At 40.0% G+C, this 23,110-nt stretch carries 18 protein-coding genes; 10 read left to right on the top strand and 8 right to left on the bottom strand.

All coding sequences use genetic code 11. The annotated features are described in order from the left end of the window. Genes mgtE through HQN83_RS03765 form a run of 3 tightly spaced genes read right to left on the bottom strand, consistent with a single transcriptional unit; the run spans position 1 to position 3,115 of the window. Complete coding sequence (gene mgtE, locus HQN83_RS03775) at positions 1-1,350, bottom strand: magnesium transporter (protein WP_173088708.1); 1,350 nt, start codon at positions 1,348-1,350, stop codon at positions 1-3. 27 nt (positions 1,351-1,377) lie between these two features. Beyond that, complete coding sequence (corA, locus tag HQN83_RS03770) at positions 1,378-2,499, bottom strand: magnesium/cobalt transporter CorA (protein WP_173088706.1); 1,122 nt, start codon at positions 2,497-2,499, stop codon at positions 1,378-1,380. Between the two features lies 1 nt (position 2,500). After that, on the bottom strand, positions 2,501-3,115 hold the full coding sequence (locus tag HQN83_RS03765) for a WbqC family protein (RefSeq protein ID WP_173088704.1): 615 nt from the start codon (positions 3,113-3,115) through the stop codon (positions 2,501-2,503). Between the two features lie 38 nt (positions 3,116-3,153). On the opposite strand from HQN83_RS03765, the gene HQN83_RS03760 reads away from it, so the two are divergent. The 4 genes from HQN83_RS03760 (at position 3,154) to HQN83_RS03745 (ending at position 6,517) form a co-directional block, all read left to right on the top strand. Beyond that, a complete protein-coding gene (locus HQN83_RS03760) occupies positions 3,154-4,026 on the top strand; it encodes a lysophospholipid acyltransferase family protein (RefSeq protein WP_173088702.1) in 873 nt (290 codons plus the stop codon). Between the two features lie 12 nt (positions 4,027-4,038). Further along, a complete protein-coding gene (locus HQN83_RS03755) occupies positions 4,039-5,055 on the top strand; it encodes a glycosyltransferase family 2 protein (protein WP_173088700.1) in 1,017 nt (338 codons plus the stop codon). A gap of 165 nt (positions 5,056-5,220) precedes the next feature. Next, positions 5,221-6,285 carry a DUF2652 domain-containing protein gene (locus HQN83_RS03750; protein ID WP_173088698.1) on the top strand — a complete coding sequence of 355 codons (1,065 nt, stop codon included), beginning with the start codon at positions 5,221-5,223 and terminating at the stop codon, positions 6,283-6,285. Between the two features lie 91 nt (positions 6,286-6,376). Continuing rightward, entirely contained in the window at positions 6,377-6,517 is a 141-nt protein-coding gene (locus HQN83_RS03745; RefSeq protein ID WP_173088696.1) for a hypothetical protein, read from the top strand. Between the two features lie 107 nt (positions 6,518-6,624). Here the strand turns inward: HQN83_RS03745 and HQN83_RS03740 are convergent, their stop codons facing one another. After that, the gene (locus HQN83_RS03740) at positions 6,625-7,221 is read right to left on the bottom strand and encodes an RNA polymerase sigma-70 factor (protein ID WP_173088694.1); all 597 of its coding nucleotides are present in this window, start codon (positions 7,219-7,221) and stop codon (positions 6,625-6,627) included. 145 nt (positions 7,222-7,366) lie between these two features. Here HQN83_RS03740 and HQN83_RS03735 point away from each other — a divergent pair, with 145 nt between their 5' ends. The 3 genes from HQN83_RS03735 to HQN83_RS03725 all read left to right on the top strand — a co-directional run bounded on the left by HQN83_RS03735 (position 7,367) and on the right by HQN83_RS03725 (position 13,509). Then, positions 7,367-8,512 carry a FecR family protein gene (locus tag HQN83_RS03735; protein WP_173088692.1) on the top strand — a complete coding sequence of 382 codons (1,146 nt, stop codon included), beginning with the start codon at positions 7,367-7,369 and terminating at the stop codon, positions 8,510-8,512. 204 nt (positions 8,513-8,716) lie between these two features. Then, positions 8,717-12,010, top strand: coding sequence for a TonB-dependent receptor (locus tag HQN83_RS03730; RefSeq protein ID WP_173088690.1), 3,294 nt, complete (start codon positions 8,717-8,719; stop codon positions 12,008-12,010). Between the two features lie 17 nt (positions 12,011-12,027). Further along, positions 12,028-13,509, top strand: a complete 1,482-nt coding sequence (locus HQN83_RS03725) for a RagB/SusD family nutrient uptake outer membrane protein (protein ID WP_173088688.1) — start codon at positions 12,028-12,030, stop codon at positions 13,507-13,509. Positions 13,510-13,717: 208 nt separating this feature from the next. On the opposite strand, the gene HQN83_RS03720 is transcribed toward HQN83_RS03725, so the two are convergent. Together HQN83_RS03720 and HQN83_RS03715 are read right to left on the bottom strand one after the other, a co-directional pair. Continuing rightward, positions 13,718-14,512, bottom strand: a complete 795-nt coding sequence (locus tag HQN83_RS03720; protein ID WP_173088686.1) for a helix-turn-helix domain-containing protein — start codon at positions 14,510-14,512, stop codon at positions 13,718-13,720. A 28-nt stretch (positions 14,513-14,540) separates the two neighbouring features. Then, positions 14,541-15,959 (bottom strand): aldehyde dehydrogenase family protein, encoded by a 1,419-nt coding sequence (locus HQN83_RS03715; RefSeq protein WP_173088684.1) that lies wholly within the window; start codon positions 15,957-15,959, stop codon positions 14,541-14,543. Positions 15,960-16,065: 106 nt separating this feature from the next. Between HQN83_RS03715 and HQN83_RS25495 the strand changes: the two genes are divergently transcribed. Further along, the gene (locus HQN83_RS25495; RefSeq protein ID WP_173088682.1) at positions 16,066-16,242 is read left to right on the top strand and encodes a helix-turn-helix domain-containing protein; all 177 of its coding nucleotides are present in this window, start codon (positions 16,066-16,068) and stop codon (positions 16,240-16,242) included. Between the two features lie 140 nt (positions 16,243-16,382). On the opposite strand, the gene HQN83_RS03705 is transcribed toward HQN83_RS25495, so the two are convergent. Next, the gene (locus HQN83_RS03705; RefSeq protein WP_173088680.1) at positions 16,383-17,837 is read right to left on the bottom strand and encodes a hypothetical protein; all 1,455 of its coding nucleotides are present in this window, start codon (positions 17,835-17,837) and stop codon (positions 16,383-16,385) included. A gap of 677 nt (positions 17,838-18,514) precedes the next feature. Between HQN83_RS03705 and HQN83_RS03700 the strand changes: the two genes are divergently transcribed. Next, the gene (locus tag HQN83_RS03700) at positions 18,515-19,378 is read left to right on the top strand and encodes an AraC family transcriptional regulator (RefSeq protein ID WP_173088678.1); all 864 of its coding nucleotides are present in this window, start codon (positions 18,515-18,517) and stop codon (positions 19,376-19,378) included. A gap of 145 nt (positions 19,379-19,523) precedes the next feature. Then, complete coding sequence (locus HQN83_RS03695; RefSeq protein ID WP_173088676.1) at positions 19,524-21,674, top strand: family 43 glycosylhydrolase; 2,151 nt, start codon at positions 19,524-19,526, stop codon at positions 21,672-21,674. A 193-nt stretch (positions 21,675-21,867) separates the two neighbouring features. Here the strand turns inward: HQN83_RS03695 and HQN83_RS03690 are convergent, their stop codons facing one another. Beyond that, positions 21,868-23,007, bottom strand: coding sequence for an aldose epimerase family protein (locus tag HQN83_RS03690; RefSeq protein ID WP_173088674.1), 1,140 nt, complete (start codon positions 23,005-23,007; stop codon positions 21,868-21,870). Between the last annotated feature and the right edge of the window lie 103 nt (positions 23,008-23,110).

The raw sequence follows: 23,110 nt of genomic DNA, 5'->3' as shown, positions 1-23,110 counted from the left end.
TTAAAGTAAAAGTTTGCTTGCTAATCCCAGCAGCAGTAAAAATCCGAAAACATCTGTAAATGTTGTAATAATTATTGAAGAAGCAATGGCCGGATCAATTCCAACCCGCTTTAAAATTAATGGAATACCCGCTCCTGTTATTCCGGCTATTAATAAATTACCTGTCATGGCCAGGAAAATCACCAACCCAAGCATTGGATTAGAGTCAAAGAATACGGCAAATAGAAATACGATTAACCCGGTTACCGCACCGTTTATTAAGCCTACAGTAACTTCCTTTAAAACTGTTCTGTAAGCCTGGTTATCGGTCAGGTCATATAATGAAATCCTTCTTACCGTTACAGCAAGCGCCTGCGTGGCTGCATTACCGCCCATTCCGGCAATAATTGTCATGTAAGCAGGTAATACTTCAATAAGTTTAATGGTAGGCTCAAAATGACGGATAACGCCTGAAGCAAGAAACGCTGTCCCTAAGTTTAATATCAACCACGGTAAACGCGATTTCACAGCCTCAATCCAGTTACCACTTAGTTCCTCATCCTCTGATACCCCTGATATTTTTAGTATATCCTCGGTATTTTCATCTTCCAGAACGTCGATAACATCATCAAAAGTTACGCGTCCGAGCAACTTCATGTCGTTATCCAAAACGGGAATACTGGTGATGTTGTACTGCGAAATAAGCCTCGCAACCTCTTCCTGATCCGTATCAGGATGAACCCATGCAACCTCAGCCTTAACAAGTTCAGTTATTTTTACATTACCTTTAGCTTTGATGATGTCCTTTAAAGAAACAATCCCCTGAAAGGTATTTTCATCATCAATAACATAAACGGTATAAAACTCTTCAATTTCTTCACTTTGGCGGATGATCTCGTCGATTGCATCCTTTTTGGTAAGATTTAAATTGATACGGATAAACTCCGTATTCATCAAACCACCGGCGGTTTCTTCGTGGTAACTTAATAAGTTACGGATGCTGGAAGCATCATCTTCACTCAGGTCGCCAAGAATCTCTTTCTGCTCGTGTTCCTCCAGCTGAGAAATGATGTCTGTCGCATCATCATAATCTAGCTCTTCAACAATCTCTGTACGTTTATCTGGATGAAGCTGAAGTAAAAGTTCCTCAGGATGTGACTCTTCGTGCATTTCTGAGATAACTTCAGAAGCAATCTCTACAGATAAGAGATTGATAATGCGCTGCCTATCTTCTTTAGTTAAACTTTCGAATAAGATCGCAATTTCAGACGCGTGATATTCTTCGAGGATAACCTTTAGTTCCTCATCGCTACGGCCTAAAGCAGCCTTAATCTTAGATACGTCTGTTTTGTCTAGATCGAAAGATTGCATAAGCCGCTAAGGTAAGAATAATCAACCCTATTTAAACCATCCTTTACGCCAGAAATATATGATTTGTGCTACTGCAATAAGCCCCATACCAACCATTGTATATAAATAACCATGCGCTGCGTACAACTCAGGCATGTTTTTGGGCAGTAATTTACCGGTAACCGGATCCTGAATGGCGAAGTTCATTCCGTAAATTCCTGCTATAAAAGTCAAAGGAATGAAGATGGATGAGATAATGGTAAGCACCTTCATAATCTCATTCATTCGGTTACTTATCATAGATAAATACATGTCCAGATTACTAATGGAGATCTCCTTTAAGGATTCAACAACATCAATTATCTGAATACAATGATCGTAAGCATCTTTAATATAGAGTCTTGTCTGTTCAGTAACTAAAGTACTGTCACTTCTCAGTATATCATTCAGTTTATCCCGTTCTGGCCAAACTACCCTTCTTATACCAATCAGATTTCTTTTAATCATTTGCGTGTCGAACATCACTGATTTATCTGGTTTATCAAACAAACGATCTTCCACGGCATCCAGATCCTCACTCCAGGCATTTAAAATCACAAAATAAGTATCTACAATGATGTCCATTAAGGCATACATTAAATAACTGCTTCCTGCAATTCTGATGTTGCCTTTTCCGCCTCTCAACCTTGCTCTTATAGGTTCCAGACAGTCCTCGTAGGTTTCCTGAAGTGTAAATAATGCATTGTCTGTTAATAAAAAAGATACCTGTACATTATCCAGTTCCTTGTTTTCATCCAAATTAAGCATTCTGCTTACGGCAAAATCATATCCCTCATACTCCTCAAACTTAGGTCGCTGGTAAGTTCTCGTGATGTCCTCCAAAACAAGCTTATTTACATTAAAATCACTGGATAAAGTCTCAAACATTTCAAGAGAATTGTATCCTTTAATCTCAATCCAAAACGTAAAACTCTTATCAGCAACTATTTGAGCTACATTACTTAAAGAACTAAGTTCTTTAACCTCGTAGAGCTCTGCATTGTATTTATATAGCTTAATTACAGGTTTTAAAGCATTTTCATCAATGAAAATTAATCCCGGACTAGAGCCCGCTGCCGGCAGCGAATACTTTTTATGCTTATGATGTTTACGTTTTGCCTGTTTACTCATACTATATATATGATTTAGCTTGTGGACCTTGGTTAAACAACAAGTCTACCATACTTAAATTTGGTTTAAACCCTTCTCTATCATCGAACACCTGAAAATAAGGCTTATATATTGTATTGTCCTCAACATTTTTAAAATGTATTTTATTGGTTCTATAGTCCAACTCTGAGGGAACATCATCAATATATTCAGTTGTAAAATCCAGTTTTACATTCTGTTTTAGCTGTTTCAACAACCAATCCAATATTTCAAGGTTGTAATCAAACAGGAATTCATACTTTTTATTATAAAAACGAGCGAACTCATCCTCATAAAACTCGAAGTACGCAGAATTGCGATAGCAACTCTCAAGGCTCTTCCAATGTAGCCTTTGCCAGTTAAAATCGTTACTAATTTTAACGTCTTTAACCTTTGTATGTACTTTTTCGCCCCTAATAACGGGCACAATAAGATCCAGGCTTCCGTTTGGTGAGTATATTCTTGCTCTGTTTCTGTAGGTTTGTTTGGGGAAATGCTCTTCCTTTTCAATCAAAAAGTTACCCTCAAAGTCTTTTAAACCAGAAAAATAACTAATAGGTGGAAGATAAAAAAGTGGGAATATAGCTGAACTTTGCATCTGATAATTTATGTTTGCATTCTCAATTCGCCAAATTAATGATAAAAAAAACCTTTTCTTATATAGGAATCTTTTTTTTGAACTTTTTGTCTTTGCTCCCAACCCCATTGCTGTACTTCTTTGCAGCGGTATTGTACTATCCGCTATATTATATTGTGGGCTATCGTAAAAAGGTTGTGCGAAAAAACCTCACCAATTCATTCCCTAATAAGAGTATTGAGGAGATCATAACAATTGAGAAAGACTACTACAAACACTTTGCGCGTCTTGTTTTGGAAACAATAAAAATGGCTTCCATTTCTCAGTCAGAGCTTGCAAAACGTGTTAAGCTTAACAACCTGGAATTAGTGGCTGAACACGTTAAAAATAACCAGAGCATATTGGCCTGTACAGGTCATTATTGCAATTGGGAATGGGGAATGCTGGCACTTAGCCAGGCTCTTGCTTTTCAAAATTACGTAATATATAAACCCCTTAACAACAAGCTATTTGATAGCTGGTTTTATAAAATGCGTACTAAATTTGGCAACAGATTTATTGCCATGAGGCAAACGCTTAGGACATTGGCAGCTACAAGAAATGAGCTCACCATGTTTTGTTTTGCTAACGACCAAACTCCCGCGGGAAACGAGATTCAGTACTGGCTTCCTTTCCTTAATCAGGAAACGCCGGTACTACTTGGATTAGAAAAAATTGCCATGCAAACCAACAGGCCTGTTGTCTACTTCAAGATGAAGCATATAAAAACCGGTTACTACGAGGTAGATTGTGAGACGATATGTCTTGATCCAAGTAAAACCGCAGAACATCAAATAACGGACATGAGTTTCAATATCCTTGAAAATATGATCAACGAAAACCCTGCTTACTGGTTATGGAGCCATAGGCGATGGAAGCACAATAAACATTAAAACGCAGGATAAATGGAACCAAGTGTAGCAGTAGTGATTTTGAATTGGAATGGGCAGGCTTTGCTTCAGCAATTTTTACCCGGCGTAATTCAATCTAAATACAATAATTTACAATTAATAGTTGGCGACAATGCTTCAACCGACAATTCAGTTGAGTTTGTACGCAGCAATTATCCTGATATCAGGATTATACAGAACGATGGCAACTATGGATTTGCTGAAGGCTATCGCAGATTATTAGAGCAAGTAGATGCTGATTATTATGTGCTGTTAAATTCAGACGTAGAAGTTCCACCAAATTGGATTCAACCGGTTATAGATTTGATGGAGAGCGATGATCTTATAGCTGCGGCGCAACCTAAAATAAAGTGGCAAAAGAACAGAAATGATTTTGAATACGCCGGAGCTGCCGGAGGCTACCTTGATCTTCATGGGTTTCCATTTTGCAGAGGCAGGCTGTTCGAAACTGTCGAAGCAGATCATGGTCAGTACAACAATTCATCAGAGATATTCTGGGCCAGCGGTGCTGCTCTATTCATAAAAAGCAAGCAATGGAAAGAAGTTGGAGGTTTAGATCCTGATTTTTTTGCGCATATGGAAGAAATAGACCTTTGCTGGCGCTTAAAAAACCTTGGCTACAAAGTAGTTTATTGTGCCGACGCAGAAATATACCACGTTGGCGGTGGTACTTTGAGCGCAAACAATCCTTATAAAACCTATTTAAATTTCAGAAACAACCTCATCATTCTTCAAAAAAATCTGCCGTTAGGCGATGCTTATTCAAGAATATTCATCAGAATGTGCATTGATTTTGTTGCTTGGATTCACTTTTTGCTGCAAGGGAAAACAGATTTTGCATTTGCTATCAATAAAGCGCATTTTCATTTCCTTAAAAGCCTATCTGCCAATGCAAAGAAAAGAACAGCTAAACAGATTGGCTTTCAAAAACATGTTGGCCAATATCCGGCAAGTATAGTGTATGCTTACTTTGTAAAGAAAATCAGATTTTTCAGTCAGTTGAAAATCTAATCTGTCATTTCACAGTTACTAAAAAATTGTCCATGTCAAAATGAAGTGTATGAACGTAGCAAGTAAGTATGTGACAATTTCCTTCTTTTCAATGCTAGTTTTTATCAGTACAATTTAATAAGGAGGATTGCCTAATGTATTTATTGTTTGTAACTTTAATAGAAAATGGAAACAAAAGGCCTGCTTTTTATCCCTGACATTAGTGGCTTTACCCGATTTGTTATAGAATCTGAAATTAACCATAGCCGAGTGATCATACAAGAATTGCTTGAATTGATCATTAATGCAAATCAAATGGGACTTGAAGTTTCTGAAGTAGAAGGCGATGCCATCCTTTTTTATAAATTCGGAGAACCGCCGCAACTTAAAGAATTGTATCAGCAAGTGGCGCAGATGTTTTGCCAGTTTCACAAAAATCTGATGGCGTATGATCAGAGGAGGTATTGCCAATGCAAGGCTTGTACTTCTGCAGCCAGCCTTTCCTTAAAAGTCATTACACACTATGGAGAATTCACTAAATACAATGTAAAGAACTTCAGCAAGCTAATTGGTAAAGACGTCATTGTAGCACACCAATTGTTGAAGAACGACATTGCGCAGCATGAGTATTGGTTGGTTACGGAAGGCCTCCTAAATCATCTCCCTCCTACTGATTTTACAGAATGGATGATTTGGACTGACAGCATGAAGCAGACAGAGTCTGGAGAAATACACTTTCATTACACACAACTTAGCGAATTAAAAAATGAAATCTCTGATGATCCATTACCCCCGTTAAGCCTTTCCGGAAAAAAGAAAATGCAGTCTGCTTCAAGTGTCTATAATACTGACATCATTACCTTATTTCATGCTACAGGTGCATTTGAATTCCGCCACCTCTGGTGGGAAGGTGTAGAAAAAGTAGAGGAACTCCATCACTTTTTGCCAAGGATGGGTATGAAGAGCAAATGGACATTAAACAGCGGAAAAACACTGTACTATTCCAGCAGCTATTCCTATACAGATGATAGAATAGAGTTCAGTGAAACGAATGAAAAAGGAGATCAGGTAATTTATTTCACCCTGATCAAACAAGCTGACAGGGAAACAAAACTTACTATAGCTATTTATAAAAATAGCAACTGGATTACCAATCTTATTTCAAGACCTTCAGATCAGAAAAAACAGGAAGCTATGCTTCAGAAGTCATTAGAAAACATCGTTCCATTGTTACAAAAGATTCCTTTATAAAAATTCTCATTAGCATTTAATCTTCAAACCATGAACAGATTGTATTTTTAAGAAAAAGTATGGAGGAACCACTTTTTCTCAAAAAAACAGAATGCTCACATTCCGGGATTTGGGAAACTCATTTTCAAAAGTGCATTTCTCTAGCTTCCCTACAGAAAAAGAGCTAGAAATAGTCGGCTCTGTAAGAATCATCTTCGCTGATTTCAGCGCATTGAATTTCCATAAAGATTAAAAAGTCCAGACTTCACACCAGGTACTTCATTACAAAAGGTTAGAGAAAGAGACAGCCGATGAATGTTGTTTCTTTTAATGAATAGCAAATAGAATAGGAATCTTTAATCAATATTTTAACAGCGCGTACAGGAAAAAAGCAGATACAAGGGAATGAGCCGATTGCGGATACACCGCCCTTAGATGTTTTAAGGCTGCTGTAATCTGGTTTTCAACCGTTCTTTTTGATATGGTTAACTTTTCGGCAATTTCGGTATTGGTTAGGTTCTCCACCCTACTTAACCAAAAGATCTCCTGGCATCTCGCAGGCAATCCTTCCAGGATTTCAGCAAGCTTTGACTCCAGATCTTCTTCTTCTAATTTCTGATCAGCAAGGTTATAGGTTAACTGGGTATTGTGCTGCTGATAGGCATCAATATATTCTATACAGTTGATTTTTACAGCCCTCAGGAATTTAAAAACATGGTAGCGGGCAGTAACATGCAGGTAATTCTGGAAGTTCTCAATCTTCAGGAAGTGCCGTCTTGTCCACAATGCGACAAATACATCATGCGTGATCTCTTCAGCGGTAGTATTGTCTCTCATATAGTGACAGCACGTTTTATAAATTTTCTTCCAGTGTCGGTCATACAAAACATGAAAAGCCGAGGAACTATCCAAACCAACCTGGTCCCATAATTCTTTGTCCGTAAGCTGACTCATCATAAATATTTGGTTAACTAAAAGTAACAATAGTTTATGATAAATCATTCAACAACAAACCGCTCATTTTTAGTATGAAAATATATTTTCAAAAGTATGTGTGTTCCGTCTCAATTTCTGACTCATTATACTTATTAACCAAATAAGTATGACCCCTGAACAGTATATCCTATTGTATGAGAAGTATATCGCAGGAAACGCAAGCCCTGATGAAGTGCTTTTACTCCTGCAATACAGAGACAATTTTGTTCTCGAAGGTGAAAAGCCAAGCGATTTATCTCTTGATGAGGAGCTCATCAAAAATAGGATACTCGGGCGGATAGACACTACCATTGCACAAAAAGAGAGAAAAACCTTTAAACTAAAATGGTGGATTGCTGCAGCAGCCATTTCGGCCATCATACTGACGATAGGCACATTATTCATTAAGAAACAGCCGGAAAAACTGATTCCAAAAAGCCAGGGAATTGCTAAAAGCAAGCGCATCAAACCAGGTAGTAATATGGCTATACTGACCCTAAGTGACGGGTCTGAGGTGATTTTGAATGACGCCAAAAATGGAGAGATCGCTAAGTCCTCACAAGTGTCAATCAAAAAAATAAAAAATGGCCTATTGACCTATGATCCTACCGGGAAACCGGATAAACCTGACTCAAATGCGATAAATACCATTACCATTCCAAGAGGTGGGAAATATACTATATCCCTTCCCGACGGTACGAGCGTATGGCTGAATTCAGAATCCTCTTTAACCTATCCGGTTGCCTTCAGCGGCGGGCAGCGAAAAGTTAAACTTAAAGGTGAGGCTTATTTTGAAGTGGCAAAAAACAAGCGCATGCCATTTGTTGTGGAGACGAATAAAATGACAGCAAAGGTATTGGGAACGCATTTCAATATCAATTGCTATAAAGAAGATCCAGAGATCAAAACCACTTTATTGGAAGGTTCCATACGTGTCACAAATGAAAGATCATCTGTCCTACTCATTCCGGGTGAGCAGGCAATAGCAGGAAATCCTAGCGGCAGAATTCAAACCAGGAAAGTAGATGCCGATCAGGTCATTGCATGGAAAAATGGCTACTTTATTTTCAGGAATGACAACATTCAGGCGGTCATGACCCAGATCAGCAGATGGTATGATGTAGATGTAGAGTATCGCGGTAACATGGAACACAAGAATTTCGGAGGGATTTATGCAAAAAATAAAGACATCAATGAACTCTTGAAGGGATTGGAACTAACAGGAAACATTCACTTTAAAATTGAAGGAAGGAGGATAATCGTGATGGCATAATACAGCAAACACACCGGTTATCTTTAATGAATCAGGAGCGTTCGTACCGCCCCTGATCATCCAGCTTTCGCTGAGTTAGCATAACCAAATATCAATTGTGGAACAATCAATTTTTAAATTAAACCCAACAACCAAATGTATAAAATATTTACTGATTTAAAGCTCAGAACGCATCGTCATGCTTATTTTAAAATTTTCAGGATTATGAAACTAACCTTTGCGCTATTGTTAATTGCAATTATGCAGGTTAGTGCAAGTTCTTTTGCTCAAAAAATAACCCTCCATGTGAGAGACGTTCAATTTGAAAAGGTCGTCTTCGAAATTCAGCGACAAAGTGGTTATGATTTTCTGTATAGCTCTCAGCTGATCAGCATGGCCAAACCGGTCTCCCTGTCGGTAGAGAATATGCCTTTATCACAAGCATTGGATAAGTTCTTTGCCGAACAACCTTTCACCTATCTCATCAATAAGAAAACCATTTCCATCATCGCTAGGCCGATATCTGAGCGGCTGGCCTTCATCAACGTAACAGGAAAAGTCAGTGATCAAAATGGCAATCCCCTACCCGGTGTAAGTGTTAAATTGAAAGGAACTGCCATAGGAGCAATTACTGCAAATGACGGTAAATATGTACTAAATGTTCCTGAAGGCAAAGGCACCCTAACTTTTAGCTATGTGGGATTCTCAACTCAGGAAATTGTCTTAAATGGACAAAGTACACTAAACGTAACCATGATAGAAGATAAGCAGGCACTTGGAGAAATAGTGGTAACAGGTTATTCAACACAGAGCAAGCACAAGCTAACCAGCGCTATCGTCTCCGTACAGGGAGAAGAGCTGACCAAACGTGTCGCTACTGATCCTACCTCACTACTCCAGGGTCAGTTGCCGGGATTATCGGTGATCCAGAATTCAGCTGAGCCCGGAAATGAAAGCACCCAGCTTAGAATACGCGGTGTCGGGACTTTTAGCGGTGCTGGTACCAATCCGCTGATTATTGTGGACGGATTGCCCGGAAGCTTATCGGTTATCAATCCAAATGATATAGAATCCATCACCGTATTGAAAGATGCCGCATCTGCGGCAATCTATGGTTCCAGAGGAGCGAATGGTGTGATCGTTGTTAAAACCAAAAAGGGTCAGAGTGGAGGATTCAAGCTTTCCTACGACTATAGTCTTGGCATCTCATCTCCAACCCGGTTACCGAAGCTGATTACTAATTCGGCGACCTTCATGTCGCTGATGAATGAAGCATTGGTCAATTCAGGTAGCCCTTCTTTTTATACCCAGGCGCAGATTGACCTCTATAAAAATGCTACTGACCGCGTAAAGTATCCAAACTACGACTGGTTGGGCGACCTCTTTAGAACAGTAAACACGCAAAACCATTATTTGAACTTAAGTGGCGGGAAGGAAGAAACCACCTATAGCCTTGGATTAGGGTATACCGATCAGCCGGGCACCATGCTGGGTTATGATTATGAAAAATACACCCTCAATTTTGGTCTGTCTTCAAAGGTTCACAAACGTGTGACCCTGGGTACGGACATGCAGTTCAGGTATGGCAACCGCGGGTTTGCGGGCAGCAGTACCGATCAGTACATTTCTGCGATGTCTCAATCTCCTCTATACCCTCCTCAGGCAGCTGATGGAAAATGGATCACCAGGGCCTATTCAGGTGAGCTTGGAAACAAAAATGCCATTCTTGTGGCTAAGGAGATACAAGCTAAAAACCCCAACTATTACGGACAAGGAAACTTATCTCTGGATATAGACATCACCAAGGATTTAAAATGGGAAAACAGAGGCGGTATCAATTTCGAGCTAAATAAAGTGAAGAATTTTGTTCCGGTAATTCCACTCTATTACTATAGTGATCTTTCTTTTGCAGGAAATTACAATGGAAATCTTGGTCTTTCTACCAATCAGAACGATGAGATCCATACCACCATTTACAGTCAGTTCAATTATAGGAAAACATTTGACAAGCACAGCCTTACTTTATTGGCCGGTGTGCAGCAGGAAACCAATAAATACACCTATGTGAATGCTGCGCGTAACGACTATGCTGCAAACTCACTGACCGAACTGAACGCAGGTTCTGCAAATGGACAAACCAATGCTGGTTCTTCATCTGAATGGGCGATTCGCTCGTTCTACGGTAATGTAAACTACGATTATGATGACAAATACTTACTGGGAAGTAGTGTAAGGTATGACGGCACCTCGCGTTTACCTAGTGATACACGCTGGGGTCTGTTTTATTCCTTTTCAGCAGGATGGCGCTTATCAAAAGAAAATTTCCTGAAAGATGTAGATTGGCTGAATGACTTGAAAATACGGGGTTCATGGGGAGAACTGGGCAATCAAAACATTCCTGAATATCCTTATCAGTACATATTGACTCAAAATTCTTATGCCTTTGCAGGTAATGTGAGTTCAGGGTTTGTAGCCAACAATGCTGTGGATCCTAGCCTCACTTGGGAGTCCTCACGTGTATTTGACCTGGGTTTGGACATTTCCGCCTTCAACAATAAACTGAACTTTACTGCTGACTGGTTCAACAAGTACACTTATGATATTTTAAGAAATTCTCAGGTAGCATTATGGCTAGGTGTAAACCCACCAACGGTAAATAATGGTTCTGTACGAAATAAGGGGTTTGAGTTTAGCCTGAAGTATCAGGACAAGATAGGAAGTGATTTCAGCTATTACGCCGTGGCCAACTTCCAGTCTTATAAAAACAAGCTGGAATCATTCGGAAACCCTGAGATAACTGGGCCAGACGGACAAACCATCATGCAAAATGGTCAGCCCATCAATTCCTTCTACCTGTATACAATGGACGGCATTTTCCAAAATCAGAATGAGATCAACAATGCTCCGGACCAGTCCTCTCTTGGAGGTACCCCTACTCCTGGTGACATCCGTTATAAAGACATTACAGGTGATGGTAAGGTTGATGCAAATGACCGTAGTGTAATGCCCGGACAATATCCCAAATTCGAATACTCCTATACTATGGGTGCCAAATGGAAAAATTTTGATGCGAGCATACAGTTGTATGGATCCTACGGCAACAAATTGTACCTGTACAAATGGGGTACAGATCCTTTTGCCCAAGGGGCGCCACCAACCACCGATTGGCTGAACCGTTGGACTCCTACGAACCCTTCTACCACCATGCCTAAAATCTACATGGGTTTTTACGGTTATCCGAGAATCACCAATTACCAGAGTACTTTTCACCTGTACAATGCCAGCTTCCTGCGCATCAAGAATCTCCAGGTTGGATATACGATTCCTGAAAAATGGATAAAAGGGATAAAAGCCATCAGAGTGTACACTGCAGTGGATAACCTTGCGTTATTTACCCCATTAAAACAGGGAACTGACCCTGAAAGACAAGACATCAACAACAAGCCTGATGCATGGTATGGTTTTGCCAATTACCCGCAGAACAGGACATTCACCTTCGGCGCATCAGTTCAGTTCTAATCTTTAAAATCAAAAACATGAAAACTTATATCAAATATATCATACCCACACTGATTATCGGAGCGGTTTGTTTTGCTTCCTGCAAGAAGCTGGATCTTGATCCGCCAGGCAAATTGTCCACCACTATCTTTTGGAAAACCGAAGCTGACGCTAATCTGGCACTAACGGGTCTCTACGGAACATTATATGCCACGGGAGATGTGTACCATAACGGGCCTTTCTGGTGGGACAATTTTAGTGACAACTCTTATAGCCAACACAATCTTGGTGGTGCGCAGGATGCACTGATTTCCGGGCTTTCACCCAACAGTGGAAATTTTGCTTCGAGTGTATACTCGGCAAGCTATGTCGCAATTGCCGCTACGAACACGTTTCTGGCCAATATCGGAAAAGCCATATCTGGTGAAAAACTAAAAAACTACAAAGGTGAAGCCTTCTTTTTACGTGCCTTCAATTACTTCTGGCTGGCCCAAACTTATGGGAATATCCCTTTGGTAACCGAAGACCCATTGTCAATAAGCTTCAAAAGCACAAGAGAAAAATCACCAAGAGCCGATATTTTAAAACAGATCCAGCAAGACCTGGACTCTGCAATCGCCTACCTGCCAAATGTAAAATTCAATAATGGCCATGCGGTGAAGGCCACGGCTATGGGCTACAAAGTACGGGCACTGCTATTCGAGAAACGATACCCGGAAGCTGCGGCAATGGCAAAGACTATCATTACCGATGGACTGTTCTCCCTGAACAGCAGTTATCCAGGTAATTTCTATAAACCAGACCAACGCTCCAGCCCTGAAATTATGTTTTCTGTCCAGTTTCAGGCACCGGCAATTAAACATCCTCGTGCGCTGGATGTATTCCTTATCGGGCCGGGATGGAAAGATGTGCAGGGAACGCAGGACCTGATCAACGAATATGAGACAGGAGACCCAAGAAAAACAATGACCTTCTTCTTCCCTGGCGATACCAGGACCCAAGGCTGGCCGTACACCACAACTGTAGCTACTCCAGGAGTAAATGAATGGGTAAATGGGTTCTATCCTGCAAAAAAGTGGGTAGATCCTAAATTAACCGACCCATCTGAATCAGTCATTGGTGATCAGGATTATGTACTACTGAGGTATGCGGATATTAAACTCATGTACGCCGAAGCACAAAACGAGGCCACGGGTCCGGACGCCAGCGTGTATAAAGAAGTAAACGAAGTACGTGCCAGACCAGGTGTTAATATGCCACCTCTGCCAGCGGGACTTAACCAAGCAGATATGAGAGAACGTATCAGACATGAACGTCGTGTAGAACTTGCGCTGGAAGGTTCACGCTACTTTGATCTGCGAAGATGGGGAATTGCTAAACAAAAGCTAAATGGTTTTGTACAAAACCCACTTACCCCAAATGTAAAGACAATTTACAAAGACAATTATGAATTTTGGCCAATTCCTCAGACAGAAATTGACAGAAATGCACCAGTGTTACAACAAAACCTGGATTATTAATTAAACAAAAAAACTATCCGCTCTTTAACTCATCATAAAGAGCGGATATTGCCGATGGGTTCCAGAATTTCAGCACCACAATAATTGTCTCCATGCTTTTAAAATTCAATCATTCTGAAAGAAAAGGATCCATCCTTTTATGAGGAGACAATTTCTGTAGTGAAAACAAGGGACTTGGCCAAACCGGGTTCGTTCCTTGTTTTTAATACTAATTTATTTGTGATGGCGATACGCCAAATTCTTTTTTAAAGGCGAAGGAAAAATGAGATAAATCCTCAAAGCCCAGATCCAGATAAATCTCGGATGGTCGTGATTTCTTTTGCTTGATCAGGTAGTAGGCTTCTTTTAACCTCCGCTTTTGCAACCAGGTTCGTGGAGATAGCTGAAATATTTTCTGAAAATCCCGTTTAAAAGTAGCTAAACTACGTCCGGTGAGGTAAGCAAAGCGCTCTAGCTTGACATTGAAATGGTAATTTTTGTGCATAAATGCTTCAAGATTGATCTTATAGGGCTCTGATAAATCAAAAAGTATATCTTTAAGTTTGTTGTTATGGGCAAACAGCAATTGCAATGCCTCACTTTGCTTTAGTTTTAACAGTTCAGGGGCATTGTTTTCTAAGAGACCACGATATTGCAAAAGCGATTCCATAAAATAACGCAGATGCTGCACCTCAGACAAGTCAATAAACGCAGCTGTTTCAACTTTTTCCTTTAACACAAATTCTTCCTGAGCACTCGCTTCATATAGTAACCTGTCATCAAATCGAATCGATAGTGATTTGAATTCTTCATCAACTATTGGTCTCTTTTCATACTTTAAAAGCTGGTTTTTTCTAACTAGATACACATCCCCTTTTCTGAATATTTTACGCTCAGTTCCATCGTTCAGTTCCATTTCTCCAGACACGACCATTCCCAGTCCATAATGGGAAACAAACTGCTCGCCCTCTCGAAAGGCAGTAAAATGACAAGAATAATTGATGTATTCAGTACTTGCAGTCATAGTATCTACAATATAGATTATTTTATCCCTATACCAATATCGTTTTAGGCTCCAAATAAGCCTCCAATCCAAATGTACCAAACTCCCTGCCAATCCCAGATTGTTTGAATCCCCCAAACGGCGCTAAAGGATCGTGCTTGAAACCATTAATGCAAATCCGACCAGCATCAATTCGGGAAGCCACCTGCAAAGCCCTGTTTTCATCAGCAGAGGTAATATATGCAGCCAAACCATATGTCGTGTCATTGGCTATAGAGACGGCTTCGTCTTCATTTTCAAAAGGAATAATAGAAAGTACCGGGCCGAAAATTTCTTCCTGTGCAATGCGCATATCGTTACGGACATTGGTGAAAATTGTAGCCTTAACAAAATTTCCATCTTCCAAGCCTTCGGGCTTACCTGAGCCTCCTGCTAAAAGGGTTGCTCCTTCCTCAAGACCAAGGTTGATGTAGTGTTGTACACGTTCATACTGCTTTATTGAAACCATGGGACCCACATTGGTCTTTTCATCTGCCGGATTTCCAACGACTACACTTTCAACAGCCCTTTTTGCCAGTTGATTAACAATTTCGAGTTTAGCTTTCGGAACCAATAAACGTGTAGGTGCTATGCATGCCTGTCCGCTATTCATATAGGCGCCAAATATGGCCTGTGGAATTGCCACCTCAAAATTGGTATCTTCCAGTAAGATATTGGGTGACTTCCCTCCCAGTTCCAATGTAACCCTCTTTACGGTATCAGCTGCCATTTGGGCAATTCGTTTTCCTGTTAATGTCGATCCTGTAAATGATATTTTTGCAATATCCGGGTGTGTTACAATTTCCGTACCTACAACATTTCCCAATCCATTTACGATATTACATAAGCCTTCAGGCAGATTGGCTTCATGAAAACATTCAGCCAGGAGTGCCGTCTGCATGCCACTCATCTCACTAGGCTTTACCACAACAGTGCAGCCTGCGGCAATTGCAGCGGCCAGTTTACTACAGATAAAACTATTACTAGAGTTCCAGGGAGTAATAATCCCCACCACACCAACTGGTGTCATCTCTACCAAAGTATTGTTACCTACTTTCCGTTGAAATTTAAAATCTTTCAACGTTGCGATCATATCGTCGAACGCTGAAATAGCATTTTCTACACTCATCGTACAAAACTGCTTTGTGCCCCCATATTCAAGCACCATTACATCGATAAGTTCCTGCCTTCTTTTATTTACTGCGTTTTTTAGTCTTTCGAGTATCGCTATCCGCTCAGTCACACTTGTAGCAGAAAAAGTTTTGAAAGCCTTTTTTGCTGCTGCGATGGCCAATTGAGTGTCCTTTGCATCGCCCAAAATTAATGTGCCGATTTTTTGATTATTGGTAGGATTAACCAACTCAAAAATCTCGGTTCCATGTGTTGTTATGAATTGGCCATTGATGTAAGCCTGATCTATTCTTTTCATGTCCTTATGTTTTTTAAACAAAGTTCACATAAAAACCACAAGACAGATTTGTTGTATAGCTCAAAAATACTTTGTTATTTAGCTCATCCTAAAAAATGGGATTTGTGTGCGATCCCAATTTGTAAACAAAACCAGGATTGGTAATGCAAAACGACTACGAATTGAAACTGACAAATCCTTCCTTGAAATTGCATATGAAAGCGGCTACAACAGTTTATCTAATTTCAATAAACAATTTAATTCTTTAGTTAAGCTTTCACGAAAACAATTCAGGAAGAATTAGGCTTCAATCCCATTTTTACCGTTAGCTAATTCAGCCAATTTAATTGTTGAAACGAACTTGGAGGACTAGTTTTAGGTCTAGCGCGATGAAAATACCAATCTCAAAGAAACAAACGATTGAGTCACTGCTGGCAGGTACAACTAATTACGATCATTTAATTGTATGCTTTTAATCTTTGCCTTGCCATCATTCAAGAATTTAATCTTTAGATTTTTCATAGCTCCTGTATATCCTTTTATATCTGACAGATTGATCCGATACTTTTTACTTGTGCCATCAGCAACGATTTTATGCTGAGAGGAAATGGCCTGACTTTCAGGAAAGCTTGCCGCTTTTATTTTTCTTTCATTTTCCACAATATGCGCTCCTTCTGTCCAATTCAACCAATCTGTTAAATCAGATTTACCTGTTGGTTGAATTTCCACTTCTATTGATAATTCTTTATCAGAGGTGTTTATTTCTGCTTCTATTTCCAGGTAAGCTGTTTCTGACGCTTTCCAAAAAGTTACAGGACTTACCAGGGCAGAATTTTTCTTAAACGTAATATCCAATCCTCCTTTTAAGGGAAATCCGGAGTCGGTCATACTGCCCGAGTAGTACCAGTTCTCTCTATTATTCTTAAAGTTCCAGCGCGGATTGGCCGTTATCTGCCAATGTTTTTTTGCATAGCCGCGAATATCTTTAACTGTTCCTAGTATAAGCGATGTTTCGTAAGTCCATTTGATATTATGATCCAGAATTTGTCGTCCAATCGGAGCGATATGGCCCGTCTGAACATCCTTTTCACCGCCAAATCCCTTTAATGAATCATTTGGATGAAATCCGCTATTAAAGGTCATTACTTCGGGCTGAAAAACTCCGATTCCATATCCCTTATCGTCCAGTAAGGCTACCCAGTTTTCCGGAGTATAAAAATGTACCCAAGGCCAGCCTTTTTTGTCAGTTTTATCAACAATAGTTGTTGTCGGTTTTCCTTCAAATGGTTTATCTCCCAAATAAGATACAACCTTGTACCAATTGCCATTGGTATAGATAGCCGGCATTTCCTGTGGGCTTGAGGTATATTGTGTCTTATCTGACCTATTGTTTATAATGGTAGCTTTCATGGTCACAACACTGCCTTTTAAAGTATACAAACATTCAAAAATGCACTCGCCCGGAACACCTGTTTTATGAGGCCATTGCATAGGAATACTCCTTACCAGCATTGAGTAATTACCTTTTTTTTCAAAAGAAATTACTTTGGACCTATGTCCTCCAGCATCACCTGACTGGATCGGATTCCAACCCAACCCCTCCCACTCAGCAGTTGGTCTTTCACCGTTTGGACCAATATAAGGCCATGGCCCGCTATAATAGGACATTTGAATTTGTCTGCCCCAATCGAAACTATTTATCATATTTTTACCCCCGTTTTCCTGATCAGAAAGATAGGTCACTGCCCCGCCTAACGCTAAATCTATTCCCAATTTTATCCGGTCATTGGAAATGTAGCGCATAGAAGATTCTACCTCTGTGGCCTTGCAATCTTTGTAAGAAATAACAGCGAAAGAACTGAATAGTAAGCCTGTAATTAAAAATTTGTAACCCCTCATTTTTTATGGATAAATATCAAACGATAATTATAGAAAAATCACTTTTCACGAAAAGCATGGTAATTACTAAATTACGTCAATATTCTTACAATTAAGATAGCTATGGCTAAGAACCCTTATTGCGATAAAGGTAAGCCGATCTCTTTGCCCATCGGGGTAACTAATTACTAGTATATCGTAAAAAATAAAAAGACAAATTTTTAAAAGGACAATTAAACAAAAGCCACCGAATATGGAGATTCTGTTCCATTTGGATCAGCTCCATGGGATACTAGAATTATAGAACAAACGGAATTGTTAATATTTTATAGACACTTTATCCGCGGTCAAATTTTCACGGAATAGCTAGTCAAGGCATTTCGGAATGAGCTGGCCCCAAGTTCACTACCATAAGTGGAGAAGAACCACTATCTGCGAAATATACAGTAATGACTGGACTCGCCTACCTTAGCTCTTTTCAATAAATAATAAACGTTTACTTGACGTTTATTATTTATTATCTATCTTAGTACCAATTTAAACAAGTGTGGCAGCTTGCGTTTTAAAAAAACAGTATTGAGATTGATTGATCAGGACATTTTACCGAGTTATTCATAGGCATGCTTTAGGTAGTCAGTAAACTCAAAATCGGCATCCAAAACTGGCTTTAAAATGTCAAACTCAAAAAATGTAGCATCATGAAGCCCAGGAAAATAAGCATCCCCAATCAAGCAGACCGCTCTTTTAGCGTTAGAAAGGATACCATTGCCAACGTCAATAATTCCTGGCATCACCATAAGGAAATTGAACTGATCTGCTTCCACAAGGGTTCCGGGACACAGTTTATTGGTGACCATATCCAGCGTTTTGAAGCCGGTGACGTAGTTTTAATCGGAACAGATCTGCCTCATTATTGGAAATATGATCAGCATGAGATAGAGGACCCAGGGGCAGCCTATTCCACTGTAATACATTTTATGGATAATTTCATGGGTGAGAAATTTCTATTGCTTCCGGAAGTATCTTCTATAAAATTTCTTTTGGACAAGGCAAGAAACGGGATACTGATTTCAGGGAAGCGTGCTGCGATCATCCAGAAAAAAATAGAATGTGTTTACCAGCTCGACGGAATGCAAAAAATAATTGCATTGCTGGATTGTCTGATAACTTTTGCCAGTTTTAAGAAACTGCCATGTCTTTCGTCTTTGGGTTTTAAATATGATCGCCGTTTATCAAAAAAGGAGAGGCTGAACAAAATTTATGATTTTGTGCTTCGCAATTTCAAACATAAAATTAGCTTGGAGGAAGTTGCTGCAATGGTGGATTTGACTCCACATTCATTCTGCAGGTATTTTAAAAATCACACGGGAAAAACCTTTTCTTTGTTCCTGACTGAAGTCCGTATAGGATATGCGAGGAAACTGATGTTGGAGAAAGAGATGGGCATTAAGGAGGTTTGTTATGAGTCGGGCTTCAACAACGTTACCTGTTTCCATAAGCAGTTCAAATCCATCACCAATAAGACGCCAAAAGAATACGTAAACATACATTTTAGTACCTGAACACCTTCCTGTGTACATTGTTGAAATTCGTAATTTTACTGGACAACGAGGTTTGAAAGCGCTGTCCTATTTCAATATATAGCTTACCGACAATAAAAACAACACTCAGGCCGTCTTGGGTACCATGATTAACACAAATTGAAAAATGAACAAATACAAATTAAAAATCGTTTTATTGTTTTTTACTGTAACGCTGCAGTTTAGTCTCGCCTGCGGACAATCAAACAAGTGCACTGCTTATCTCTTTGCCTATTTTACCGGCAACGAGAAATCTGAAGAATCTATCCGTTTTGCCCTCAGTAAGGACGGCTTTGTCTATCGCGCTCTGAATGATAACCAACCAGTGATCAGTTCGGCTGCCATCAGTTCAACAGGCGGAGTACGAGACCCTCATATTTTAAGAGGTGCTGACGGTAAAAGCTTCTACATGGTAGTTACTGATATGGTATCTGCCAAGGGATGGAATTCCAACCGGGCCATGGTACTGCTGAAATCAGATGACCTGCTAACCTGGAGTTCAAGTGTAGTAAACATTCAAAAGCGCTTTCCAGGGAATGAAAATTTGAACCGTGTGTGGGCACCTCAGACCATCTATGACCCTCAAGCCGGCAAGTATATGCTTTACTGGTCAATGCAGCACGGTGATGGACCTGACATTATTTATTGGGCTTATGCAAATAAAAATTTTACTGATCTGGAGACAGCCCCAAAGCAACTTTTTATCCATCCGGAAGGACATGCATGTATTGATGGGGATATCATTTATGACCAGGGGAAATATCATCTGTTTTTTAAAACAGAAGGAAAGAACCTGGGGATCAGGGTTGCGATATCCGACAAATTGAAAGAAGGGTATGTTTTGCAACCGGGTAGCGTTCAGCAGACGACTGATCCGGTAGAAGGTTCCGGGGTTTTCAAGTTGAACGATGGAAAGGGGTATATTTTAATGTATGACCTGTATACAAAAGGAAAATACCAGTTTACCCAGAGCAAAGATCTTAGAAAATTTAAAGTAGTGGACAATTCCATTCGAATGAATTTTCATCCGCGTCACGGAACTGTACTGCCAATCACCAGTCAGGAGGCCATCAGATTACAAAGAAAATGGTACAGTCCTGATCAGTTTATAGGTTCAGTTCAAAGTCCCAATATCAAACTCAATAATGTAGTTCTAGATACAGCTGCTGCCAGGTTGTATCTACCGGTGAAAACAGCTTCGTCGCTTAAAGCGCTGGATCCGGAATTTGTCATGCTGCCCGGAATACAGATTAGCCCAAAAGCCCCTTATAATTTAACGAAAGGACCTGTCAGGGTAAAAGTGACTGTACCCGGACATCAACCGAAATTTTTTAATATTACAGGCGCTGTTGATTTAAACCCTATACTCAATGGTTATTATGCAGATCCGGAAATCATCTATTCCAATAAGACAGGAAAATATCATATTTACCCGACCAGTGACGGCTTTACGGGTTGGTCTGGCAATTATTTTAAGACATTCTCTTCTGCAAACCTTGCAGACTGGAAAGACGAAGGGATAATCCTTAACCTGCCCAAAGATGTGAAATGGGCAACCAGCAATGCCTGGGCGCCGAGCATCGCAGAAAAAAAGATTAACGGGGCGTACCGGTATTATTATTACTTCACTGCAGCTCAGAAGATAGGTGTTGCAGTGGCCGACGACCCTTCAGGCCCATTTACCGATAGCGGTAAAGCACTCATTGCCGGTCATCCTAAAAACATTAAAGATGGCCAGGAGATTGACCCTGATGTATTTACTGATCCAAGGACAGGCAAAAGTTACCTGTACTGGGGGAATGGTTACATGGCTGTAGCGCCACTAAATGAGGACATGATATCTATAGACACAAGCGCTGTCAGTATAATTACACCGGATCATACCTATCGTGAAGGCACTGAAGTTTTCTACCGAAATGGAAAATACTATTTTTTATGGTCAGAAAACGATACTCGGGACGCCAATTATGGCGTGCGCTACGGAACATCGGATTCCCCAATCGGAAAAATTACTGTCCCTGAAAAAAACCTAGTACTAACTAAAAATGAAAAAGAAGGCATTTACGCAACCGGGCACAATTCCGTTATTCAGGTTCCAGGTAAAGATCAATGGTACATTGTATACCACCGGTTCACTAGACCAAACGGAATAAAAATGGGCGAAGCAGCCGGTTACAACAGGGAGGTTTGCATTGACAAACTTGATTTTGATGCAGATGGAAATATTGTTCCTGTAGTGCCGACTTTAAAAGGTATTCGCATTCCGATCAACAAATAACATATCCAATTCAACGTTGCCCTATCTACCTTTGACTGATTCTGGTAAAGGAACTAACATCAAAGAATCTTTGTCCAAAGCTTAAAGAAAAACCTAATAATCAAAATCCCCGTAAACTCAGGACGACTACAAGGTTCCTGATTACGGGGATTTTCAAGAGTATAGATGAAAGTGTTTTAATGTAGTCTTACTATCACTTAGAGAATTTATAGATGGTTGTGCTTTGGTACTCAGCGCCTGGTTTAAGAACTGTGGATGGAAAATTCTCCTTATTCGGGGAATCCGGAAAATGCTGGGTTTCCAGACAGAATGCTGAACGAAACGGATATGATACCCCTCCTTTTCCATCTTTATCCTTTCCGGTTAGAAAATTGCCGCTGTAGAATTGAAGCCCTGGCTCAGTGGTAAACACCTCCATGCGAATACCTGTTAAAGGACTACTGACACGCGCCACCGGTTGTTCCAAGGTGTGACGATTTAGCACAAAATTATGATCATACCCTTTACCAAAACCCAGCTGCTGATTGTTTTCATCAATGTCCTTCCCTATCATTTTAGCTTTTGTAAAATCAAAGGGTGTACCCTTCACTAAAGTGATTGCACCTGTTGGAATTAGGGTAGAGTCTACCGGCGTATAAGCATCGGCTTGAATAGCGAGTTGGTGATCTAAAATAGAAGGATTCCCCTCCCCGTTCAGATTGAAATAGGCATGATTGGTTAAATTAACAACCGTATTTTTATCACTTGTTGCCAGGTAATGAATTTTTAGGGCATTGTCCTCACTGAAAGTATAGGTCACCTGCACATCTAGCTTCCCAGGGTAACCGCCCTCGCCATCCGCAGCAGTATAAAAGAAATCAATTCTGGAGGAGTCCTGTTGCTTCACACGCCATGTCTTCGCATGAAAACCATCGAGCCCACCATGTAAGGTATTCTTTCCATCATTTAGTTGCAATTGATATACTTCCTCGTCAAGGGAGAATTTACCTTTACCGATCCGGTTCCCATACCTCCCGATAATGGCTCCGAAAAATGGCTCTCCCTGTTTTTTATAGGACTTCAAATTCGCATAACCCAAAACTACATCTGTCAGCTTATTGTCTTTATCAGGGACTGTCAGGGATACAATTCTGGCACCATAGTCGGTAATGGTCACCGAACTTCCGTTCTTATTTCTGAGTGTATACAGGTTCATCTGCTGGTCTTTTTTTTGGTCCATAGCGAGGGTATCGGGGTTAGCATTTTTAGTGTTCGTTTTGTTTGGGCCGGTACAAGCTTGCAGGCACAACAACATGCCAAGAAGACTCAGCGTTCCAAATTTTATCTTTTTCATACAGTTCTATTAGGTAAGTGCTAAAATAATAATTTATTAACGTCATTGTAACGTTTATTTATTTTTGTTTTTAAATAGAGTTTAGATTTTAAAAAAAATCCTA

It is taken from the genome of Pedobacter foliorum, assembly GCF_013266735.1.
Classification (GTDB): Bacteria; Bacteroidota; Bacteroidia; order Sphingobacteriales; family Sphingobacteriaceae; genus Pedobacter; species Pedobacter foliorum.
Note: the sequence above shows the minus strand (reverse complement) of the source record. Positions and strands in the feature narration are given on the sequence as shown.

Bases quoted from the DNA above. Each gene is read 5' to 3' on its own strand.
- mgtE (WP_173088708.1), bottom strand. From the start codon at position 1,350: ATGCAATCTTTCGATCTAGACAAAACAGACGTATCTAAGATTAAGGCT.
- corA (WP_173088706.1), bottom strand. From the start codon at position 2,499: ATGAGTAAACAGGCAAAACGTAAACATCATAAGCATAAAAAGTATTCG.
- HQN83_RS03765 (WP_173088704.1), bottom strand. From the start codon at position 3,115: ATGCAAAGTTCAGCTATATTCCCACTTTTTTATCTTCCACCTATTAGT.
- HQN83_RS03760 (WP_173088702.1), top strand. From the start codon at position 3,154: ATGATAAAAAAAACCTTTTCTTATATAGGAATCTTTTTTTTGAACTTT.
- HQN83_RS03755 (WP_173088700.1), top strand. From the start codon at position 4,039: ATGGAACCAAGTGTAGCAGTAGTGATTTTGAATTGGAATGGGCAGGCT.
- HQN83_RS03750 (WP_173088698.1), top strand. From the start codon at position 5,221: ATGGAAACAAAAGGCCTGCTTTTTATCCCTGACATTAGTGGCTTTACC.
- HQN83_RS03745 (WP_173088696.1), top strand. From the start codon at position 6,377: ATGCTCACATTCCGGGATTTGGGAAACTCATTTTCAAAAGTGCATTTC.
- HQN83_RS03740 (WP_173088694.1), bottom strand. From the start codon at position 7,221: ATGATGAGTCAGCTTACGGACAAAGAATTATGGGACCAGGTTGGTTTG.
- HQN83_RS03735 (WP_173088692.1), top strand. From the start codon at position 7,367: ATGACCCCTGAACAGTATATCCTATTGTATGAGAAGTATATCGCAGGA.
- HQN83_RS03730 (WP_173088690.1), top strand. From the start codon at position 8,717: ATGAAACTAACCTTTGCGCTATTGTTAATTGCAATTATGCAGGTTAGT.
- HQN83_RS03725 (WP_173088688.1), top strand. From the start codon at position 12,028: ATGAAAACTTATATCAAATATATCATACCCACACTGATTATCGGAGCG.
- HQN83_RS03720 (WP_173088686.1), bottom strand. From the start codon at position 14,512: ATGACTGCAAGTACTGAATACATCAATTATTCTTGTCATTTTACTGCC.
- HQN83_RS03715 (WP_173088684.1), bottom strand. From the start codon at position 15,959: ATGAAAAGAATAGATCAGGCTTACATCAATGGCCAATTCATAACAACA.
- HQN83_RS03705 (WP_173088680.1), bottom strand. From the start codon at position 17,837: ATGAGGGGTTACAAATTTTTAATTACAGGCTTACTATTCAGTTCTTTC.
- HQN83_RS03700 (WP_173088678.1), top strand. From the start codon at position 18,515: ATGAAGCCCAGGAAAATAAGCATCCCCAATCAAGCAGACCGCTCTTTT.
- HQN83_RS03695 (WP_173088676.1), top strand. From the start codon at position 19,524: ATGAACAAATACAAATTAAAAATCGTTTTATTGTTTTTTACTGTAACG.
- HQN83_RS03690 (WP_173088674.1), bottom strand. From the start codon at position 23,007: ATGAAAAAGATAAAATTTGGAACGCTGAGTCTTCTTGGCATGTTGTTG.